We start from the raw sequence: 19,808 nt of genomic DNA, 5'->3' as shown, positions 1-19,808 counted from the left end.
GACCGCGCTCAGCGCCGCTCGATCAGGATGCGTCCGTCTGTCCGGCGGGCGAGCATCCCGCCCGGCAGGTCGACCGGCCCCTGCCCCCGCCACGCGACCGCCAAGGCTTCCAGCCATCCGACGTGGGTGGAGGAGAGATCCGCGACGACCACGCCTTCGGCGGCAAGGGCCAGGCGCCACCACCGGGTGCGTACGGCGACCGGGACCGCCGCGAGGGCGGCGACCTCCCACGGTGGGTCACCGAGGTCCGAAACTGCTTGTGCAGCAAGAAGATCAAGGTAGTCGGCATCCTGCCGGGCGAGGTTTGCCGAACGCGCGAGCCCGGACTTCAGGCCCGGCCCGAGATCGGCTTCCAGAGCAACGAGTGCGCGGCGGGCGCGGACCCGCAGGTAGCGCGGATCGTCGTTGTGCGGGTCATCCCAGAAGGCAAGGTTCTCGGCTACGCAGGCCGCGCGGGTCTGCTCGCGGGTGACGTCCAACAAGGGTCGGATCAGGTCGCCCGACTGCGCGGCCATGCCGGACAGCGATCGGATCCCGGACCCGCGTACGAGCCCGAGCAACACCGACTCGGCCTGATCGTCGTGGGTGTGGCCGAGCAGGATCCCTTCCGCGCCGTGGACCGCAGCCGCCTCGCGAAGCACCGCATAACGAGCCACGCGGGCGGCGGCCTCCGGTCCGCCGGTCGTCGGGACCACCGCGACACGGTGCACGATCGCCGGGAGTCCGATTCGGCGTACGCGGGCGGCCGCCTGGTTGGCGATCTCGGCCGAGCCGTCCTGCAAGCCGTGGTCGACGATGACCGCGGCGGCATCAATGCCGAGCGCGCTCGCCTCGAACGCAGTGGCAGCGGCGAGCGCCGTGGAGTCCGCTCCCCCGGAACACGCCACGATCACCCGGCGCGCGCCGGCCGCGCGCAGCGCCCGCCGCACCCCGAGCCGGCAGGCGGCGACGGCGGGGTCGGGTCCGGGCACTAGCCGTGAACCCGCTCGACCCAGCGCCGCGGCTCGGTGATCTCCAGTGCCGTCGGCAAAGTTTCGGGCGAGGTCCACACGGCGTTGAACCCGTCGACCCCGACCTGATCGGTGACCGCCCGACAAAAGAGCGCACCGTCGCGGTATTGCCGCATCTTCGCTTCTAGGCCGAGCAATCGGCGCAACAGCCGGTCGACGCCACCGGCTCCCTTGCGCCGCTCGGTGAACTTGGAACGGATCTGGTCGACGCTCGGCACGACTTGCGGGCCAACGTCGTCCATCACCACGTCAGCGTGGCCCTCCAACAGCGACATGACGGCGGTCATTGCGGCCATCTGCTCGCGTTGGGCGGGGGTCGTGATCAGGTCGGCGAGGCCATTGCCCCCGCCGCGCAACACCTCAGGCAGCCGGGAGGCGATTTCCTGCAGCTTCTGCGGCATCTGCTCCGGGTCGGGGACCAGGTCGGTCATCAACGCACGGGCCTGGTCGATCACGTGATCGCGTAGCCAGGGAACGGCGGTGAACTGCACCCGGTGGGTTTCCTCGTGCAGGCAGACCCAGAGCCGGAAGTCGTGGGGATTGACCCCCAGCTCTCGTTCTGCCGCAACAATGTTCGGCGCGACCAGCAGCAGGCTCGGGTTGCCGCCGGGGGCGATGTCGTATTGACCGAGCACCTTGCTGGAGACGAAGCCGAGCATCGCTCCGGCCTCGGCGGCGCTGATCTTTGCGGTGATCGCGCGCGCCGCGGCCCCGGACTTTCGTTTGCCGAGCAGCTGACCCAGCACCGGATCGGTGAGCGCCTCGAACGAGTCGATATTCACCTCGATCCACGTCTTGCGGTCGACGACGACCACCGGCGCTTCCGAGCGACCCGTGGTGTCGAGTCGGGCGGTCGCAGCGACTGGTTCGTGGGCGCGCGCCGCGGCATCGCGCAGCTGGCTGACCACATCGGCGGCTTCGGTGATCGACACCGTGGGGCCGTCACCGCTCAACCTTTTGCCGAGGCTCTTTGCGGTGGACCAGTCGACGTAGGACATGCCCAGAACGGTAACCCGCTCAGAGCTTGGTCAGCGCGGCCACGGCGTTGTCGATGGCATTGCGGGTTCCCCAGACGCCGCCGGGGAAGGTGCCGTTGGTGATGATCGCGAAGCTGAGCAGCCGGCCACTGCGGGTGGTGACCGTTCCGGCCAGCGAGCTCACACCGGGCAGCGAACCGGTCTTGGCCCGCACCTCGCCCGCGGCGATGTTGCTGCTGGCTGTGAGGAAGCGGTCATCGAGGGTGCCGTTCCATCCGGCCACCGACTCGTGGGAGAGCACGTTGGCCATATTCGGGTTCTTGCCGCTGGTGCCCGCCGTGACGACGTCAGCCAGCAGCGCGGCGGTGAAGGTCGTTCCGTCCGACAGCCCGCAGACGTCGGCGAGCTTCAATCCCGTTGTGTCGAAACCGTGTTCCTTCAGGGTGCTGATCACGAACGCGGGCACCGACTTGTCGTCGCCGGCCACTCCCTTGGTGAAGGCGGCCTGCCGGGTCAGCGATTCGATCATCGCGTTGTCGCTGTCGCGCATCGCCTGCCCGAGCACGTCGATCAGTGGCGCGGACTGCACGGCACCGAGGACCGGGGCGGTGGTCGGTGCGGTGACCTCGCTGCCCGCGGTGGCGGCGACGCCGTACGACTTCAGTTGGGTGATCAGCGCCTGCTGCACGCTCTTGTTGGGGTCGGCCGCGGCTGCTTTCGGTGGCTCGGAGCGCTGCGTCGACAAGCCGAGTTGGGCGATCCGCGCGCTGAACCCCTGGCTGAGATAGGTCGGGCTCCAACTGGAGACCCCGAACGGGCCAGGCGCATAGGAAAGGTCGAGGTCAAGGGTGACGGTGCTGCGGCCTTGCTTCTTCAGCGCAGCCGCCACTGATTGCGCCAGGTCGGCGACCCCGGCATGGCCGACGATCTGGTTCGGGTCGCCCTTGCCCGGGTTCAGCAGGGTGTCACCGCCGGCGACCAGCACGATGTGGTCGCCGTTCCCGACGACCTTGGTGGTCAACGGTTTGTCGAGCGAAAGGGTGTTCGCCACGACGTACGCCGACAGGACCTTGGTGACCGACGCCGGCTCCACGACTGTCGCGCCGCCTTGGTCGAACAGCGTTGCTCCGGTGGTGGCGTCGCGGACGACCATGGACACCTTGGGGGGCAGGTTCTTGCTGGCGAGCGGGCCGGCGAGCGCTGCCGAGACCTGGGCTGCGGTGATCGGGGTTCCGGCCGGGGCGGCCGGCAACGGTTGGGCGGCAGGTGCAGCGGGCGCCGCGACCGAGGGGGCGGGAGTGGTTTGGTCAGGCAAAGGCACCGGGGTTGCGTCGGCCCCTGCGAGGGTCAGGACTCCCGGCACCTTGTCGTAGACATCCAGCGTTCCGTAGGCGCCCACGGCGAGCAGCGCGACGGCGGTCGCGGTGAGAACTCGCTTCACAGGTGGCTCGCTCGGGTCGGTGACAGGCGGGTTCAGCGTATGTCAGGCGGAGGGCCGCGAGACGCGCCGCCGCAGGTGGGCGTAGTCGTCGTCGGCATCGACCGCGCGGCGGGTGCGGTGGCGCAACCGGACGATCTGGACGATCCCGATCGCCCACACCAGGTATTGCACGCACCACGCGATACGGAAGGTGTCGACGTTCCAGGTCGTCGGCCCGCCGGGCGAGACGCGGTCCATGATCAGACCGATCAGCACCACGGTGCACAGCGATGCGGTGAACCCGCCGACGTTGACGATCCCGGTCGCCGAGCCGATGCGCTCGGGCGGGTTGAACGTACGAGCCAGGTCGAACCCGACCATCGAGCCAGGACCACCGACCGCGATGGCGATGACCAGCAGCACCGCCAGCCACGCCGGGGCGCGGCCGGGCCAGGCCAACACCACGGTCCAGCAGACGATCATCACCGCGACGACCACGAGAACCAGGCTCGAGCGCGAATAGGGGAACCGGGTGGCGAAGCTGCCGACGAACGGGCTGGCGACGATGTTGGTCACGACCATCAGGCTGAGCAGGGTGCTGGCCGCTCCGGAGCTCATACCGAGGCCGACGGTCAGGAACGGGAAGCCCCAGATCATCGCGAAGACGGTGGCGCTGAACTGCGCGGTGAAGTGACACCACAGCCCGAGTTGGGTGCCGGGCGTGCGCCAGGACCGGCTGACCGCCCGGCCGACCGCGCGCATCTGCAGGGTGGTGCGCTCGGCGTCGCGATAGGGCGTGTCGCGGACAACCACCGCGGTGATGACCGCGAACAGCAGACCGAGGCTGGCGGCGGACAAGAACGAGGTGCGCCACCCGAATCCGTGGAGGGCCGCCGACAACGGACCGGCCGCCGCAATCGCCCCGACCTGCCCGACCCATCCGGTCGCCTGGGTGATCATCGTTGAGCGAGCGGGCGGGAACCACAGGGCAACCAGGCGCAGCACCGACACGAACACCATTGCGTCGCCCATGCCGACAAACACCCGGGCGACGATCCCCTCAGCGAAGGTCGAGGCGAAGGCGAATCCGAACTGCGCGCCGGTCATGAACAACAGTCCGCCGAGCAGCATCACTCGTGACCCGAAGCGATCCAGGAGGGCGCCCACGGGGACCTGCATCGCGGCGTACACCAGCAGTTGGACCATGGTGAAGGTCGCCAGCTGGGCCGAGGAGATGTGGAACCGTTCGGCCGCAATCACCCCCGCGACACCGAGCGAGGAGCGGTGGAACACCGCGAGCACGTAGACCAGCAGGGCAGCGATCCAGACCGCCCACGCCCGTCGCCCGCCGAGTTCGTAGGCCCGCTCCGACACTTTCCTGCCCTTCCTCACGATCCGTGACACGCTGGCGTAGTGGAGAACTACACGCGCAACGGACTTGTCTTCGATGTCACTGACAGTGGGCCGGCCGACGCCGACACCATCGTCCTCCTACATGGTTTCCCTCAGGATCGCACTGCGTGGCACGAGGTGGCGCAGCGTCTCAACACCGCTGGCTATCGCACCCTCGCACCGGACCAGCGCGGATACTCCCCCGCTGCGAGCCCTAGCCAGGTTTCGGCGTACGCGATGCGCGAGTTGGTCGGCGACGTCGCCGCGCTCATCGAGGCCAGCGGCCGAGAGAAGGTCCACGTCGTGGGCCACGACTGGGGCGGCGCCGTTGCCTGGGCCGTTGCCGCGTTCTTGCCCGACAAGGTCGCATCGCTAACCGTGCTGTCCACTCCGCACCCCACGGCAATGCAGTGGGCGATGCGCCACGGCGGGCAATGGAAAAACAGTTGGTACATGGGCGCCTTCCAGATCCCGTTCCTGCCCGAACGCGTATTGGCCGGCCGGTTGCAGGAACGCCTCTTCACTCCCAGCGGCCTGCCCACCGAACAGGCCAGCCACTACGTCGAGCGGTTCTCGACGCCGCAGTCGCTGCACGGTCCGCTGAATTGGTATCGCGCCCTGGCTAAGGGCATGCTGCGCGGCAGCAAGAGCGCGGGCGACCGCGCGGCCGGACCGATGCACCGTCCGCTGGAGATCCCGACGACGTACGTCTGGGGTCGCAAGGACGTCGCGCTGGGACGGGCGGCTGCGGAGAAAACCGAGGAGTTCGTCGGCGGGTCCTATCACTTCATCGAGCTTGACGCCGGCCACTGGCTGCCGGAGCGGCGACCCGTTGAGGTGGTCGAGGCGGTCCTCGACCGGGTCACCTCGGTCACCGGTTCCTGACCCCTCAGGTCGGGGTGGGACGATGGGCCGGTGATCGCGTTCTCGTCCTTTGTCGTCAAGTCCGCGGCCCTGGGCATGGGGCCGACGTTCATCCTGCTCTGCGTGGGATTCATCGTGCTGTTCGTCGGCCTGGTGATGCTCGGCGAGATGCGCGGCCGCAACCGCCCGCCGGCCGAGCCGTTCGACACCCCGGTGCTGTTGCGCAACGAGCAGAAGAAGGCCGAGAAGAAGGCCCGCCGTCACCCGCAGGACCGCTGAACCCTGCCCGCGCCCGCGAGCCTCGCGCCGATTGGGCTCCTGCGGAACCGCTGCGTATACTCGGTGCTCGCGTCCACTGGGCGCGGTGCCGCTTTAGCTCAGTTGGCCAGAGCGATTCACTCGTAATGAATAGGTCGTCGGTTCGATTCCGACAAGCGGCTCCAGCAACAGGCCGGTCACCGTCGCAGTCGCGTCGGGACCGGCCTTTCGCCTAGGTCAGGAACAGCTATGCCGTCAGCCGTCGTGGTCGGCAGTGGACCCAACGGTCTCGCTGCCGCGATTCGCTTGGCCATGGCCGGTGTCGAAGTCACGGTTGTCGAAGCTCACGACCGCCTGGGTGGTGGCGCCCGCACCTCCGAGCTGACCTTGCCGGGGTTGCTCCACGACGATTGCGCCGCATTCCACCCGATGGGTGTCTCCTCGCCGTTCTTCCTCGGTTTGAACCTCGAGCGCCACGGTCTGAAGTGGCTCTGGCCGGAGATCGACCTCGCGCACCCGTTGGACGACGGCCGCGCCGGACTCGCTGTGCGCGACTTCGCCCGAATGGACTCCCTCGGCGCAGATGCCCGGCGGTGGCAGCGGCTCTTCCGACCGTTGACCGCCACCTTCGACGGTCTGCTCGATGAGGTCCTTCAACCGGTCAACCACGTCCCCGCCCATCCGATCACCCTCGCCAAGTTCGGCGTCAATGCACTGCTGCCCGCCACCTGGACTGCTCGCCGGTTCCGCGACGAGCCAGCCCGAGCGCTCTTCATGGGGGTGGCGGCCCACGCGTTCAACCGACTCGATACACCCCTGAGCGGATCAGTCGGTCTGATGCTGGCGGCTGCCGCACACGCCGTCGGATGGCCGGTGGCGGAGGGCGGCAGCGAGTCGATCACCCGGGCCCTCCTCGCCGAATTCGCGACCCTCGGGGGCAGGACCATCACCGGAGTCCGGGTCACCTCGCTGGACCAGTTGCGCGACCTCATCGGCGTCACGCCAGACATCGTCATGCTCGACACCGCTCCCGCGGGAGTGCTCGAAATCGTCGGCGACCGACTGCCCGCCAAGGTCGGTCGAGCGTTGTGCGATTACCGCTACGGTCCCGCTGCCTTCAAGGTGGACTTCGCCATCGACGGCGACATCCCGTGGACCAACCTGGATTGCCGGCGGGCCGGAACGCTGCACCTCGGCGGCTGCGCTGATCAGATCGCCGCGACTGAAGCGGCCACCACCCGGGGCGAGATGCCCGATCAGCCGTTCGTTCTGCTCGGCCAGCAATATCTCGTCGATCCGTCCCGGTCCCACGACGGTGCAAACCCGATCTACGCCTACGCCCACGTTCCGAACGCGTACGCCGGCGACGCGACCGACGCCGTCATCGCTCAGATCGAACGCTTCGCCCCCGGCTTCCGTGATCGCATCCTGGCGACCTCGACCAGATCTCCTGCACAGTTGGAGGCCTACAACGCCAACTACGTCGGAGGCGACATCAGCGCCGGCGCCAACACCGCCACGCAGGTGGTGCTGCGACCGCGGGTCGCGGTCAACCCGTACGCCCTCGGTGTCGATGGCGTCTACCTCTGCTCCTCGGCCACTCCGCCTGGCGGCGGGGTGCACGGCATGGGTGGCTTCCACGCCGCGGAGACTGCCTTGCGCCGCCTGACGAACGGCCCCGCCTGACGAGCGCGACGAATCGCCCGCCACAGCCACAGCCTCAGCTCAGCAGCAACTCGCGCAGCCGCGGAGCGCTGTCGACCACCGCGTTCGGGCGCAGACCGCGCAACACGACGGGATCCCCGGCGCCCCAGGTGACCCCGATCGACGCCATTCCGGCGGCCCGAGCAGCGAGGATGTCGACGTCTGCATCGCCGACGTAGACACAGTCCTCGGGGCGCGCGGAAAGAGTCGTCGCGGCGTGGAGCAATGGCGCCGGATCCGGCTTGTGGGAAGTGGTGTCGTCCATACCGGCCAGCACGCTGATCGCGGTGTCTAGGCCGACCGCCGCAAGTCCTTGCTCCACCAGATCGGTCCGCTTGGACGAGACGACTCCGAGCTGTACCCCGTTGTTGCGCAGCTGATGCAGCAGGTCGGTGATCCCCTCCACCGGGCGGATCAACGCATCGTGATGGTCGAGGTTCCATTCTCGATAAACCGCGGTCAGTTCCTCGCCACGCCCTGGATAACGCTGCTCGAAGACCGGTTGCAACGGACGCCCGATCCAGGAGCGCACCTCCACCTCGTCGACCGCGGGCAGACCCGCGGTGGACAACGTGTGGTGATAGGAATCGACGATCAGCGCGATGGTGTCAGCCAGAGTGCCGTCGAAGTCGAACAGGACGACCGGCCATGCCGGACTCAACAGGTCTTCCCCACTGCGGGGAGGGTGCCGGCGCCGAAGTAGTCGTCCACCGCGCTGTTCACGCACTCCGACTGGCCGTAGGCAGTGTGCCCGTCACCGTTGAAGGTGAGCAGCCGCGCGTTCGAGAGTTCCTTGGCCAACTGTTGAGAGAACCGGTAGGGCGTTGCGGGGTCACGGGTGGTGCCCACCACCAGGATCGGCTGGCTACCGGCGGCGCTGATCTTCTCCGCCTTGCCGGTGGCCGGCATCGACCACTCCCCGCAGACCAACGAGCCCCAGGCGAGCATCGGACCCCAAGTAGGCGCCTGCTTGCTGAAGCTCGCCGAGTCCCTCTCGTAGCTGCTCAGGTCCGAGGAGGCTCCACGATCGAGGCAGCTCACGGCGTAGAACGCCTGCATCGAGTTGTTGGCGTAGGACCCGTCGGCACTGCGATCGGAGTAGAGGTTGGCCATCCCCATCAGCTGGTCGGGGTTCCCAGCCATCGCGGCTTTGAGGGCCGTGGTCAGTTGCGGCCAGAGCTGCTTGGAGTAGAACCCGAGCGCCAGGCCGGTGGAGGCCCATCCCTCGGTGAACTGGGTGACGTCGCCCTGACCGGAGATCGGCAGCGGCTTGGCGTCGAGCTGCTTGAGGAACGCCCGAATCTTCGCCATCCCAGCATCGACGGTGGCCCCGAGATAGCAGCCACCCTGATCGACACAGTTCTGCACGTACGACCGCGTGGCTCCCTCGAAGCCCTGCGCCTGGCCCAGGTTCATCTGCGTCGAAGAGACGTCGGGCGGAACCACCCCATCCAGCACGAAGCGGCCCACCCGCTTCGGGAACAGCCCGGCGTAGGTCGACCCGATGAAGGTGCCGTAGGACATGCCCAGGTAGTTGAGCTTGTCTTCGCCAAGGGCAGCGCGCAGCACGTCCATGTCTTTGGCGACCTCGACAGTCGACACGTGACCGAGCAACGGACCGGCCTTCGCCTTGCACTTCTGGGCGAAGGTCTTCGCGTTCTGCTGGGCGGTGACCTCCTCGGCCTTGTCATCGGGCGTCGGGTCAGCGCCAATGAACGCGTCGAGGTCGGCGTCGGAGACGCAGGTGATCGGCGCGGAGCGACCGACCCCGCGCGGGTCGAACCCGACGGAGTCGTACGACTGTGCCAACCCGGGCGTCAGCGCGTCGGCTGCGTAGTCGTAGCCGGAGGCACCCGGGCCGCCAGGGTTGTAGACGATCGAACCCCGGGAGGTGCCCTTCGCGGCGTACTTCGACACCGCCAGTTGGATCGTCGCGCCGCCGGGATTGGCGTAGTCGACCGGCACCGTCAGCTTCGCGCAGGTGACCCCGTTGCAGTCCTTCCACGCCAGCTTCTGCGAATAGAACTTGCTCAGCGCCTCGGTCGGCGGCGTCGATGCCGGCACCCCGGCCGAGCTCGATCCGCCTGCGGAACCAGAGCCGCTGACGCTGCCCGATGGCGCGGTGGCGGAGGTGGTCGACCCACCGCTACAGCCGGCAAGGGCGAGGGAGGCACCGCACACGGCGGCCAGGGCGAAGCGGGACGTCCGGCTGGTCATGCGGTCCACCGTACGGGAGGGGTGGGTCTCAGCCGACCGGCGACGGATTGCGCAATGCGATCATCATCGCCTCAAGAGCCAACAGCGGGGCGACGTTCGCGGTGATCCGCTCGCGCGCCTGACCGATCGCATCCATCGCGCCGAGCAGCCGTGCGGCTTCCCAGGTCGTGGCAAGGAACTCGATCTGGTCGCCACGATCCTGATTGATCAGGTCGACCGGTCGGCCGGACTGCACCACGATCGCGTCGCGGAAGATCGACATGAGATCCACCAGGCAGCGGTCGGTGACATCGCGGCCGATGCGGGTCGCCCGTTTCTTCTGTTCCTTTTCCAGCGACGCGAGTTGGGAGCGGATATGCGGCGGTTGGGTTCGGGCGGCCGGATCGGCCCCCAACTGGCTCATCAGTCGTTCCCGTTCGGCGACGTCGCGCTCCCCCGCCGACGCGGTCGATTCGGCTTTTGCCAAGGTATCGAGGTTCTCGGCGGCGCGCATCGCATCGCCCAGCCCGCGGATCGTTCCGGCCAGGGAGAGGGTGTCGCCGCGGCGCGCGCGAGCGGCATCGTCGGTGGCCAGCCGCTTGGCCAAACCGACATGGGACTGCGCCGCATGGGCGGCGGCGAGCGCCTGCGCCGGGGCAACGCCGTCGCGCCAGGTGAGCAATTCCGCGACCGCGGTGACGCTCGGGGTGCGCAGGCGGACGTGGCGCGACCGGCTGCGGATGGTGATGATGACGTCCTCCAGACTCGGCGCGCAGAGCAGCCAGACGGTGCGCGGCGCGGGCTCCTCCAACGCCTTCAACAGGGCGTCGGCGGCGCGCTCGGTGAGCCGGTCGGCATCTTCGATGAGGATGACCTGCCACGGACCGACCGCGGGCGAATGTTGCGCGGCAGAGGCGAGTTCGCGCGCTTCGCGCACCTGGATGGACAGCCCTTGGGTGGACAGGACGGTCAGGTCGGCGTGAGAACCGTCGAGGACGGTGCGGCACTCTCGGCAGGTTCCGCAGCCATCGTCGGGACACTCGAGCGCGGCGGCGAACGCTCGAGCCGCGGTGGAGCGCCCCGAGCCGGGCGGACCGGTGAACAACCAGGCGTGGGTCATCGCCGACGGGTCCTGGATGGCGCCCTGCAGGGTGTCGACGACGTCGGGCTGGCCGATGACGTCGGTCCAGACACTCATCGCCAGCCGCCCGCCAGCGGCGCAAGGCTCATCGGTGACCGCCGGTCAGCGCTGTGACGGCATCGGCGATCAGCGCCGCGATGCGCTCGCGCGGCAGGGTGGCGTCGATAACGAGATAGCGATCTGGCTCCGCCTGGGCCAACGCCAGGAACTGCCCGCGGACGCGCGCATGGAAGTCGTCCCCCTCACTCTCGAGCCGGTCATGGGTGTCGCCGCGTCGCTCTCGGCCGATCGCGGGGTCGAGGTCGAGAACGATCGTCAGGTCGGGGCGCAGATCGCGGGTGGCCCACTGCGACAGGCGGCGAATGTCGGAAGGGTCGAGGTCGCGCCCGTGGCCCTGGTAGGCGATCGACGAATCGAGGTAGCGGTCCTGGACGACCACGTCGCCACGGGTGAGCGCGGGTCGGACGAGGGTCGCGATGTGGTGGGCGCGGTCGGCTGCGAACAACAGGGCCTCGGCGCGGGGGTCGACGTCGTCGCCATGCAGCACCAGGGCGCGAATCTGCTGGCCGAGCGGAGTTCCGCCCGGCTCGCGAGTCGTGACGACCGAGCGGCCCTCGGCTCGCAGCGCGGTCACCAGAGCCTCGATCTGGGTCGACTTGCCCGCGCCGTCACCGCCTTCGAAGACAACAAACACCCCATCGGCAGCGGCGGTGGTCGGCGACATGCAGCCAGCCTAAGTGGTGCCCCCGACAGCCCGCGTCCGGCGCAGGAAGATGCCGATCGCGTCGTAGGCGATCCAGCTGCCGTCATTCTTCGCGATCTCGAAGACGTTCTCCCCCAGCACCAATGCCGAGCGCGGGATCACCGGTTCGAAGTAGGCCGGGCCGGCGCCGGAGCCCGGCACCACCAGCGACGCTTGGCCCTCACCGGTTGTTTCATCGAACAGCAACGACTCCAGCGCAGTTCCGTTGATCGACAAGGCTGCCGACCCCGCTCGGGTCGGGTGCCGGTCGACCAACCACAACGCAACGTCGACATCGTCAGCCGGCAATCGGTCCAGGTCGAACCGCAGCTTGAAACGGTGTCGCCGTCGCCCAGCCCACGCGTCTTCCGGACCGGGTTGGACGTAGCTCCATCGGCGCTCCGGGTCATCGAAGCCGTAGCGGAAGTCAACGTCGTGAGGGAAGGTCGTGCGGTAGTGCACGAACCCGCTCGCCGAGATTGCCAGGTCGAGGCCGCTGCCGTCGAAGTGACCGACCACCGCCAGCGGAACACCGTCAACGGTGACCGAGGTGGTGCTGCGACCGACCGTCACCGCAGTGGTGAGGTGTTCGCCGTACGACGTCACGGCAGCAACGCGGTAGCTCCAGGTCGCGGCCTGTGGACCGAGTCCGCGGTGGACGAATCGGGTCGCGGCGGTGACAGCGATCATGGTGGCCGGGGTCGGCATCCAGGTGGCGGAGCTGCCACAGACTGCGTGCACTTCGTACGCCGCGACATCGGTCATCGGCCGCCAAGTCAGCTTCACCGATCCGATGTCCGAGGTGGCGGCTAACTCCTGCTCCACGAGATGCCACGAAACAAGCGCTGTGGCGGAACTCATGACGCTGGCACCCCCGCTTGACGACGTCGACCTGACTGGACGCCTCGATCATCGGTGAGGGATGCGACTTGCGAGCAACGCACAGGTGAACAACGGCGGGTCGAATTCGCCCGTGATCACGGGGATAGGTTGGCCGAATGGATGCTGCCCTTGACCTGGACCTGCGCCGTCTCTGCCTCGAGGCCCAACGCAAAAGTCGTACCCCCGGTTTCGTCGCCGGAGTGAATCGTCGCCATGAGGCCGTCTGGGAGGTCTCGATCGGACAGGCGAACCTCGAAGATCCCCAGGTCCCGCTCGACCGGGACTGCCAGTTCCTGGTCGCTTCGAACACCAAGACGTTCACCGCCGCGATGGTGCTGCAACTGCGCGACGAGGGGCGCCTTGACCTCGAGGACCGGATCGGCGATCACCTCACCGGCGTCGACCACGGTTCAGTCACCTTGCGGCAGCTACTGATTCACGGCAGTGGCATGCAACGTGAACCGGTCGGTGATGTCTGGGACACCCTGCAGTTCCCCGATCGGGAGCAACTGGTGACTGGGTGGAACGCGGCCGAACGAATCGGTCGCCCCCACCTCACCTGGCATTACAGCAATCTCGGCTACGCCCTCCTCGGCGAACTGATCGCCCGGCTCGATGACCGCACCTGGGCCCAATCGCTGCAGCGCCGACTGTTGGATCCGCTCGGGCTCTCGCGCAGCAGCCTGACCCTGCAGGCTCCCCACACGGCGCAGTACTACGTCGCGCCCTTCACCGACGTTCCTGTTCGGGAACCGTTGATCGACAAGAGGGCCACGGATGCAGCGGGCGCGCTCTGCAGCACCCTGAACGACATGCTCACCTGGCATCAGTTCCTGGTCGACCCCGATGAATCGGTGCTGCGCGCCGACACGATCGCCGAGATGCTGACCCCGCAGCTGATGACCGGCGGCGGCTGGACCGAAGCGTGGGGGCTGGGTTTCTCGCTCATCCGACACGAGGGCCGCACCTGGTTCGGCCACACCGGCGGTCTACCGGGAGGAATCACCGGCTTCTACTCCAACATCGACAGCGGGATCAGCGCCGGGGTTCTGATGAACGCGACCAACGCCCTCGAGCCAGACATGACCACCGTACGGCTGGGCACCCTTGTTGCTGAGCGCGATCCGGCGCTGCCCGAACCGTGGCAGCCGGGACGCGTTGCCCCGGCCGACCTGGTCGCACTGACCGGTCGCTGGTTCTCGGAGGGATCCGGTTTCACCTTTGTCATCCGCGAGGGCGGCCTCCAGGCGCGCCTTGACCGGGCCCCGCAGACGGCGCCGTGGTCGACCTTCGAACGCATCGGCGACGACGTCTTCCGGACGACCGGCGGTCGGGAAAAGGGCGAGAACTTGGTCGTGCACCGCGGGCCGGACGGGGGCGTACGCCAGTTGAATTGGGCGACGTACAAGTTCACTCGGGAGCCCCTCGCGTTCGGCGAGTGACCAGACGCGCAGCGGCGCCCCCACCGGCTGGTGGGGGCGCCGCTGCGTGGGAGCAGGAGGTCAGCTCCAGACGAGGTTGTGCTCGTAGTCGTTGTATACGACCTTCGAGGCCTTGTCGCCGGTGATCTGGTAGATGTAGCAGCCCTTGCCGCTGTCACCGACCTTGAGCAGCTCCGAGGAGTCGGTCTTGCAGGCGTCGACGTCGCCGTACATCCGTCGGGCGGTCTGACCCGAAGCGAAGTCGGGGTGCAGGAACAGACCGTTGATGTTCGAGGTGCGGAACTTGCTGGTGGCGCCAAGCTTGATCGGGCTCACCTCGAAGTTCACGAAGTAGACGGTGCCCTTGGCCTTGTCGAGGCTGCCATCGGCGTAAACCGAGTCGGGCGCGACCTGCAGGTCCTTCACGGTGAGCCGGTAGGTGTCTTCGTCGTCCACAACGACGGCGGTGTCTCCGAAGGAGAAGGTCGCGTTCTTGTCGCTGGGCTCGGTCGGACCGGAGTCGGTGGTCGAATCGGTGGAGCTGTCGCTGGAGGTCGAGGAATCACTGGAGGTGTCGCTCGACGAACTCGAGGTGTCGCTCGAGGTATCACTCGAGCTTGAGGAGCTCGACGAACTCGGGGTGTCACTGCTCGAGGACTGAGTCGAGGCGGACGTGACGGCCGCGGGCGCGTCGCCGGGGCCACAGGCCGCCAGCGTCAACGCTCCGACGACAGCGAAGGCTCCAGCGGCGACTCGGTTGCGAATTGCGTTGGTGGTCATGATGTTTCCCCTCAGGTGTGCTTTGTGTGAACCGGGCTTCTGACGGGCACCCGAACGGATCGGTTCCCGAGGTTCTCCCAGGTTCACTGGCTGACACCATGACCCGCCAACTCACGCCTTCTTGGTGGTCGCCTTCTTGGCAGTGGTCTTCTTGGCAGTGGTTTTCTTGGCTGCCGTCTTGCGAGTGGTCGCCTTCTTCGCCGGGGTCTTCTTCGCGGCCCGCTTGCGGGTGGTCGGACCCTTGGCCCGCTTCTCCGCCAGCAACTCGAACCCACGCTCGGGCGTGATCGACTCCGGGTCGTCGTCCTTGCGCAGCGTCGCGTTCGTCTCGCCGTCGGTGACATAGGGACCGAAGCGGCCGTCCTTGACCACCACCGGCTTCGCCGACACCGGGTCGTCGCCCAACTCCTTGAGCGGGGCTGCTGCCGCGCGACCGCGCTGCTTGGGCTGGGCGTAGATCGCCTCCGCCTCAGCCAACGTCACGCCGAAGATCTGGTCCTCGGTCTGCAAGGAACGAGAGTCGGTGCCCTTCTTCAGGTAGGGACCGTAGCGACCGTTCTGCGCGGTGATCTCCACCTCCTCGCCGGCGTCGTTCTTCGAGATACCCACGACCCGCGGCAGGCTGAGCAGCTTCAAGGCGACGTCCAGATCGATGGAACCAAGGTCCATGTCCTTGAACAGCGAGGCGGTGCGCGGCTTGACCTTCTTCGCGCCGCGCTTCGGCTTCTCCTCCGGCTCCGGCAGCAGTTCGGTGACATAGGGGCCATAACGGCCGGCCTTCGCCACGATCTCGTTGCCCGACTCGGGATCCTTGCCCAGCACCCGACCGTCGTCCTCGGCCGCTTCGAGCAGCTCACGGATCTTCTCCGCGGTCATCTCGTCCGGCGCGATGTCGTCGGTGATCGACGCGCGGCGGGTGTCCTTCATCTCCGCGCCCTCGGCAACTTCGCCGGTCGTCGGGTCGACACCAGCAGGGGCCAACTCGGTGACGTACGGGCCGTAACGACCCACCCGTACGGCGAGGTCGTCGGTGATCCGGATCGTCGAGATCTCGCGGGCGTCGATCTCGCCCAGGTCCTCGACCATCTGGTGCAGACCCTGGCGGGCCTCCACCTGATCGCCGAAGTAGAACGCGGTCAGCCACGCCACCCGCTGCTGGTCACCGGCCGCGATGCGGTCGAGGTCCTCCTCCATCGAGGCGGTGAAGCTGTAGTCGACCAGGCTCGGGAAGTGCTCCTCCATCAGGCGAGTCACGGCGAACGCGGTCCAGGTCGGGATGAGCGCCGAACCGCGCTTGGTGATGTAGCCACGGTTGGTGATGGTGGCGATCGTCGGTTCGTAGGTCGACGGTCGGCCGATGCCCATCTCTTCCATCGCCTTCACGATCGAGGCTTCGGTGTAGCGCGGCGGCGGCGAGGTCTCGTGACCCTTCGCCTCCGCGTCGACGACCTCCAGGTCGACTCCTTCGGCCAGCTTCGGCAGTCGGCGTTCGGCTTGATCGTCGGCGTTGCGGTCGAAGTCTCGACCTTCTTCGTACGCCGCGAGGAACCCGCGGAAGGTGATGACGGTTCCGCTCGCGCTGAACTCGGCGCTCTTCGCACCAGCGGCGTCGATCGGAACAACCAACTTCACGGTCGCGGTCGAACCGCGCGCGTCAGCCATCTGGGAGGCGACGGTGCGCTTCCAGATCAGTTCGTAGAGCGCGAATTCGGTGCCGCGCAGTTCGCCGGCCACCTGTGCGGGGGTGCGGAACCGGTCACCGGCGGGGCGGATCGCCTCGTGCGCCTCCTGGGCGCCCTTGGCCTTGCCGGCGTAACGACGCGGCGCGTCGGGGACGTACTCGCTGCCGTAAAGGTCGCGAGCCTGAGCGCGCGCCGCGGTCAGCGCCGACTCGGACAACACGACCGAGTCCGTACGCATGTAGGTGATGTAGCCGTTTTCGTAAAGTCGCTGCGCGGCACGCATGGCGTCGCGGCTGGACAGACGCAGCTTGCGGCTGGCCTCCTGCTGCAGCGTCGAGGTGGTGAACGGGGCGCTCGGGCGACGGGTGTAGGGCTTCTCCTGCACCGAGGAGACCTGCGCGTGACCGGCCTTGACAGCTTCCGCAACGGCGGTGGCGCGCTGGGAGTCCAGGTGAACGACACCCTTGCCGGTCAGCTGACCGCGGTCGTCGAAGTCGCGGCCGGTCGCAACGCGGGTTCCATCCAGGGCGGAGAGGCGCGCCGCGAAGTCCTTGCCGGTTCCGGCGCTGAACTCGCCGTCAACATCCCAGTAGGACGCGGAGCGGAACGCCATCCGCTCGCGCTCACGCTCGACGATCATTCGGGTGACCACCGACTGCACGCGGCCGGCAGACAGGCCCTGGCGGACTTTGCGCCACAGAACCGGGCTGACCTCGTAGCCGTAAAGACGGTCGAGGATACGGCGGGTTTCCTGGGCGTCGACCAGGGAGGTGTCGAGGTCGCGGGTGTTGTTGGCCGCGCGCAGGATCGCTTCCTTGGTGATCTCGTGGAACACCATGCGCTTGACCGGCACCTTGGGCTTCAGGACCTCCAAGAGGTGCCACGCGATGGCCTCGCCCTCGCGGTCCTCATCGGTTGCCAGCAGGAGCTCGTCGGCGTCCTTCAACGCCCGCTTGAGCTCAGCGACCTTCTTCTTCTTGTCGACGTCGACGACGTAGTAGGGCTCGAAACCCGAGTCGACATCGACGGCGAACTTGCCGAAGGGACCCTTCTTCATCTCCGCGGGCAGCTCCGACGGGGTCGGGAGGTCACGGATGTGACCGGCGCTGGCATCCACGATGTAGTCGGATCCGAGGTAGTCGCCGATCTTCTTGGCCTTGGCGGGTGACTCGACAATAACGAGCTTGCGCGACACTTCGTTGTGCTCCTGTTCTCGGGCACCGTGCAGTGGATTCGTCACTGCGTCGACGGCAACCGTGCTGACCGTAGCCCGTTCCGAGGCTTGGTTACTACACGCCCTAGTGGGGTGTGAGCCGGGTCACTAACCGCTCAGGCGTCTGCCGGGACCAGAAAACCGGTCTCGACCAGCCGCGTGACGATCGGTTCTGCGCGGTCGAGCAACTCCGTCGCGTCCCGTTCCAGCAAGGCCGCGATTGCCGAGATCGCCTGCCGCGCGGTGAGGTCGCCGTCGGCGACCGAGAGGTAGCCGCTGATGACCGTGTCGATGTGGATCTGGCGGCCCAAGCCGCTGCCCTGGGTGATCCGGATGACGCTCGGGTCTTCGTCGCCGGGGCGGAAGAAGCGTTCCTCGGTGACATCGTCGGCCACCCGCCAGGGCTGGTCGAGCACCCGCCCCGGATGCTCCGCGGTCCAGGTCAACGCCACGAGCTCGCGGTCGACGCTGGGCCCCATCGGCGATGCGACCGGGCCGGTGTGCTCCTCGAGCACCCGGAAGGGGCGCCGATCGACTGCGGGCCGCTGCAGCGTGATGACCCCGAAGCCGACGCGGTCGACTCCACGCTCCGCGAAGTCGTCGAGCCAGGCTTCATACATCCGAACGTACGACGCGCTGCCCGGGCGGTGGCCGCCGTCGCGGGCCCACAGTTCGGCGTACTCGGCTGGGTCTTGGGTTTCGCGTTGGACCACCCATGCGTCGAGGCCGGTGGGCTCGAGCCACCCGCGTACGACGTCGGTCCAGTCCTGACCGGCGCGCACCTCCCAGTTGCCGAGCAACTGCGCGACGCCGCCCGGTTCGAGCACCTGCTCGACCTGCTGGACGACGGTGCGTACGAGCGCGTCGCCGACCATCCCGCCGTCGCGGTATTCGAACTGCGGGACGCCCTCGACGCGCGGGGTGATGACGAAAGGAGGATTGCTGACAACGAGATCGAACCGCTGCCCGGCGACCGGCTCGAACAGGGAGCCGAGGCGCAGCTGCCAATCGAGACCGTTCAGCCCGGCGTTGAACGCGGCGATCTCGACCGCTTGTTCGGACAGGTCGGTTGCCGTGACCCGGTCGCAGTGGGTGCTCAGGTGCAGGGACTGAACGCCCGAGCCGGCGCCCATGTCGAGGGCGTTGGCAGCGGTGCGGCGCGGCGTCCACGAGGCGAGAGTGATCGAGGCCCCACCGAGACCCAGAACATGTTCGTCGGCCAACGGCGCGTCGGTGATCAGCTCGGAAAGGTCGGACAGGAGCCACCAGCGGTGGTCGTCGGCGCCGTACGGTCGCAGGTCGAAGCGGGCGCGATGGTTGCTGCTTTGGCCCTGACTGCTCTGGCTCGGGCTGGAGCCCGTCTGGCTGCTGTCCTGCTGGCTGCTCGTCAGGCCGAGGGTGACCAGGCCGGCGGCGCCGGTCGTGGGCAGCGCGGCGTCGATCGCCTGCGTGGATTCGGCGCAGCCGAGGGTGAAGAGTCGGATCAGAACGCCGAGCGGATCGTCGCCGCGGACCGCGCGCCGGGCCGGGATCGCCTGCTCGCGGTGCAGCGCCGCGGCGGCCACCGGGCCGAGTCGTTGCTGGACGCCTTCGACCGTGAAGTCGGCGGCGAGGAGGTCAGCGCGCAGCGCATCGAGCAGCGCGCTGTCGGGTCGCAACCCGGTGAGGTGGCCGGGCGAGGTCACCGCGAGGAGACGGCCGGCGAACTGTCGGCTCGGAGCGCTTCTTCGACCGTGGGGAAGATACGGAAGACCTTGTCGAGGCCGGTGATGTGGAAGTTGCGCAGGGTGCGGTCTTGGTCGGTGACCAGAACCATGTCGCCGTCCTCGAGGCGCAGGGCCTTCAACCGGCCGACGAGAACGCCGAGACCCGTGGAGTCCAGGAACGGCACGTCGATGATGTCGAGCACGATCTGGCGGTGACCCTCTTCGATCGACCGGGTCAGTTCAGCGCGCAGCTTGGGCGCCGTCGAGAGGTCAATCTCCCCGGCGACATGCACGACCAAGCGATCGCCGCTCGGGGTCTTGGTGACGCTGAGATCCAAGGGGCAGTCCTCCGAAACTCGGTTCTGATGGTCGAGGCAGAATCCTGCTCCCCTACCCACGTTCCCGCAGAACCATACGCCA

The 19,808-nt window shown here is 67.9% G+C and carries 17 protein-coding genes and 1 tRNA gene; 5 read left to right on the top strand and 13 right to left on the bottom strand.

The genetic code is table 11. The features are described from left to right. Window positions 1-8: 8 nt before the first annotated feature. The 4 genes from tilS to ACYU98_RS13195 are packed head-to-tail and all read right to left on the bottom strand — an operon-like array spanning window position 9 to window position 4,799. Complete coding sequence (tilS, locus tag ACYU98_RS13210) at window positions 9-971, bottom strand: tRNA lysidine(34) synthetase TilS (protein WP_460468679.1); 963 nt, start codon at window positions 969-971, stop codon at window positions 9-11. Continuing rightward, a complete protein-coding gene (locus ACYU98_RS13205) occupies window positions 971-2,008 on the bottom strand; it encodes a zinc-dependent metalloprotease (RefSeq protein ID WP_460468678.1) in 1,038 nt (345 codons plus the stop codon). The genes tilS and ACYU98_RS13205 overlap by 1 nt, the downstream gene beginning before the upstream one ends. Before the next feature lie 19 nt (window positions 2,009-2,027). Next, on the bottom strand, window positions 2,028-3,428 hold the full coding sequence (dacB, locus tag ACYU98_RS13200) for a D-alanyl-D-alanine carboxypeptidase/D-alanyl-D-alanine endopeptidase (RefSeq protein ID WP_460468677.1): 1,401 nt from the start codon (window positions 3,426-3,428) through the stop codon (window positions 2,028-2,030). A gap of 42 nt (window positions 3,429-3,470) precedes the next feature. Beyond that, on the bottom strand, window positions 3,471-4,799 hold the full coding sequence (locus tag ACYU98_RS13195) for an MFS transporter (RefSeq protein ID WP_460468676.1): 1,329 nt from the start codon (window positions 4,797-4,799) through the stop codon (window positions 3,471-3,473). Between the two features lie 21 nt (window positions 4,800-4,820). Here ACYU98_RS13195 and ACYU98_RS13190 point away from each other — a divergent pair, with 21 nt between their 5' ends. From ACYU98_RS13190 to ACYU98_RS13175, 4 genes are all read left to right on the top strand, one after another. After that, window positions 4,821-5,684 (top strand): alpha/beta fold hydrolase, encoded by an 864-nt coding sequence (locus ACYU98_RS13190; protein WP_460468675.1) that lies wholly within the window; start codon window positions 4,821-4,823, stop codon window positions 5,682-5,684. A 30-nt stretch (window positions 5,685-5,714) separates the two neighbouring features. Then, window positions 5,715-5,942: a hypothetical protein gene (locus ACYU98_RS13185; protein WP_460468674.1), complete on the top strand. Its 228-nt coding sequence runs from the start codon at window positions 5,715-5,717 to the stop codon at window positions 5,940-5,942. An 87-nt stretch (window positions 5,943-6,029) separates the two neighbouring features. Next, window positions 6,030-6,106, top strand: a tRNA-Thr gene (locus tag ACYU98_RS13180). A gap of 64 nt (window positions 6,107-6,170) precedes the next feature. Beyond that, the gene (locus ACYU98_RS13175; RefSeq protein WP_460468673.1) at window positions 6,171-7,607 is read left to right on the top strand and encodes a phytoene desaturase family protein; all 1,437 of its coding nucleotides are present in this window, start codon (window positions 6,171-6,173) and stop codon (window positions 7,605-7,607) included. Window positions 7,608-7,641: 34 nt separating this feature from the next. Here the strand turns inward: ACYU98_RS13175 and ACYU98_RS13170 are convergent, their stop codons facing one another. Genes ACYU98_RS13170 through ACYU98_RS13150 form a run of 5 tightly spaced genes read right to left on the bottom strand, consistent with a single transcriptional unit; the run spans window position 7,642 to window position 12,565 of the window. Continuing rightward, complete coding sequence (locus tag ACYU98_RS13170) at window positions 7,642-8,286, bottom strand: HAD family hydrolase (protein WP_460468672.1); 645 nt, start codon at window positions 8,284-8,286, stop codon at window positions 7,642-7,644. Further along, window positions 8,283-9,842 (bottom strand): alpha/beta hydrolase, encoded by a 1,560-nt coding sequence (locus tag ACYU98_RS13165; protein WP_460468671.1) that lies wholly within the window; start codon window positions 9,840-9,842, stop codon window positions 8,283-8,285. The genes ACYU98_RS13170 and ACYU98_RS13165 overlap by 4 nt, the downstream gene beginning before the upstream one ends. Before the next feature lie 28 nt (window positions 9,843-9,870). Beyond that, window positions 9,871-11,019 carry a DNA polymerase III subunit delta' gene (locus ACYU98_RS13160; RefSeq protein ID WP_460468670.1) on the bottom strand — a complete coding sequence of 383 codons (1,149 nt, stop codon included), beginning with the start codon at window positions 11,017-11,019 and terminating at the stop codon, window positions 9,871-9,873. Window positions 11,020-11,047: 28 nt separating this feature from the next. After that, window positions 11,048-11,686, bottom strand: coding sequence for a dTMP kinase (gene tmk / locus ACYU98_RS13155; protein ID WP_460468669.1), 639 nt, complete (start codon window positions 11,684-11,686; stop codon window positions 11,048-11,050). Between the two features lie 9 nt (window positions 11,687-11,695). Continuing rightward, window positions 11,696-12,565: a hypothetical protein gene (locus ACYU98_RS13150; protein WP_460468668.1), complete on the bottom strand. Its 870-nt coding sequence runs from the start codon at window positions 12,563-12,565 to the stop codon at window positions 11,696-11,698. 137 nt (window positions 12,566-12,702) lie between these two features. Here ACYU98_RS13150 and ACYU98_RS13145 point away from each other — a divergent pair, with 137 nt between their 5' ends. Beyond that, complete coding sequence (locus ACYU98_RS13145; protein WP_460468667.1) at window positions 12,703-14,028, top strand: serine hydrolase domain-containing protein; 1,326 nt, start codon at window positions 12,703-12,705, stop codon at window positions 14,026-14,028. A 60-nt stretch (window positions 14,029-14,088) separates the two neighbouring features. Here ACYU98_RS13145 and ACYU98_RS13140 read toward each other — a convergent pair whose 3' ends face one another. The 4 genes from ACYU98_RS13140 to ACYU98_RS13125 form a co-directional block, all read right to left on the bottom strand. Next, window positions 14,089-14,787, bottom strand: a complete 699-nt coding sequence (locus ACYU98_RS13140; RefSeq protein ID WP_460468666.1) for a hypothetical protein — start codon at window positions 14,785-14,787, stop codon at window positions 14,089-14,091. 111 nt (window positions 14,788-14,898) lie between these two features. Next, complete coding sequence (gene topA, locus ACYU98_RS13135; RefSeq protein WP_460468665.1) at window positions 14,899-17,709, bottom strand: type I DNA topoisomerase; 2,811 nt, start codon at window positions 17,707-17,709, stop codon at window positions 14,899-14,901. Window positions 17,710-17,798: 89 nt separating this feature from the next. Beyond that, complete coding sequence (locus ACYU98_RS13130) at window positions 17,799-19,367, bottom strand: DUF7059 domain-containing protein (RefSeq protein WP_460468664.1); 1,569 nt, start codon at window positions 19,365-19,367, stop codon at window positions 17,799-17,801. After that, window positions 19,364-19,726: an anti-sigma factor antagonist gene (locus ACYU98_RS13125; protein WP_460468663.1), complete on the bottom strand. Its 363-nt coding sequence runs from the start codon at window positions 19,724-19,726 to the stop codon at window positions 19,364-19,366. The genes ACYU98_RS13130 and ACYU98_RS13125 overlap by 4 nt, the downstream gene beginning before the upstream one ends. Window positions 19,727-19,808: the final 82 nt, after the last annotated feature.

It is taken from the genome of Calidifontibacter terrae (genome assembly GCF_054778835.1).
This window is presented reverse-complemented; position numbering and strand designations above follow the sequence as displayed.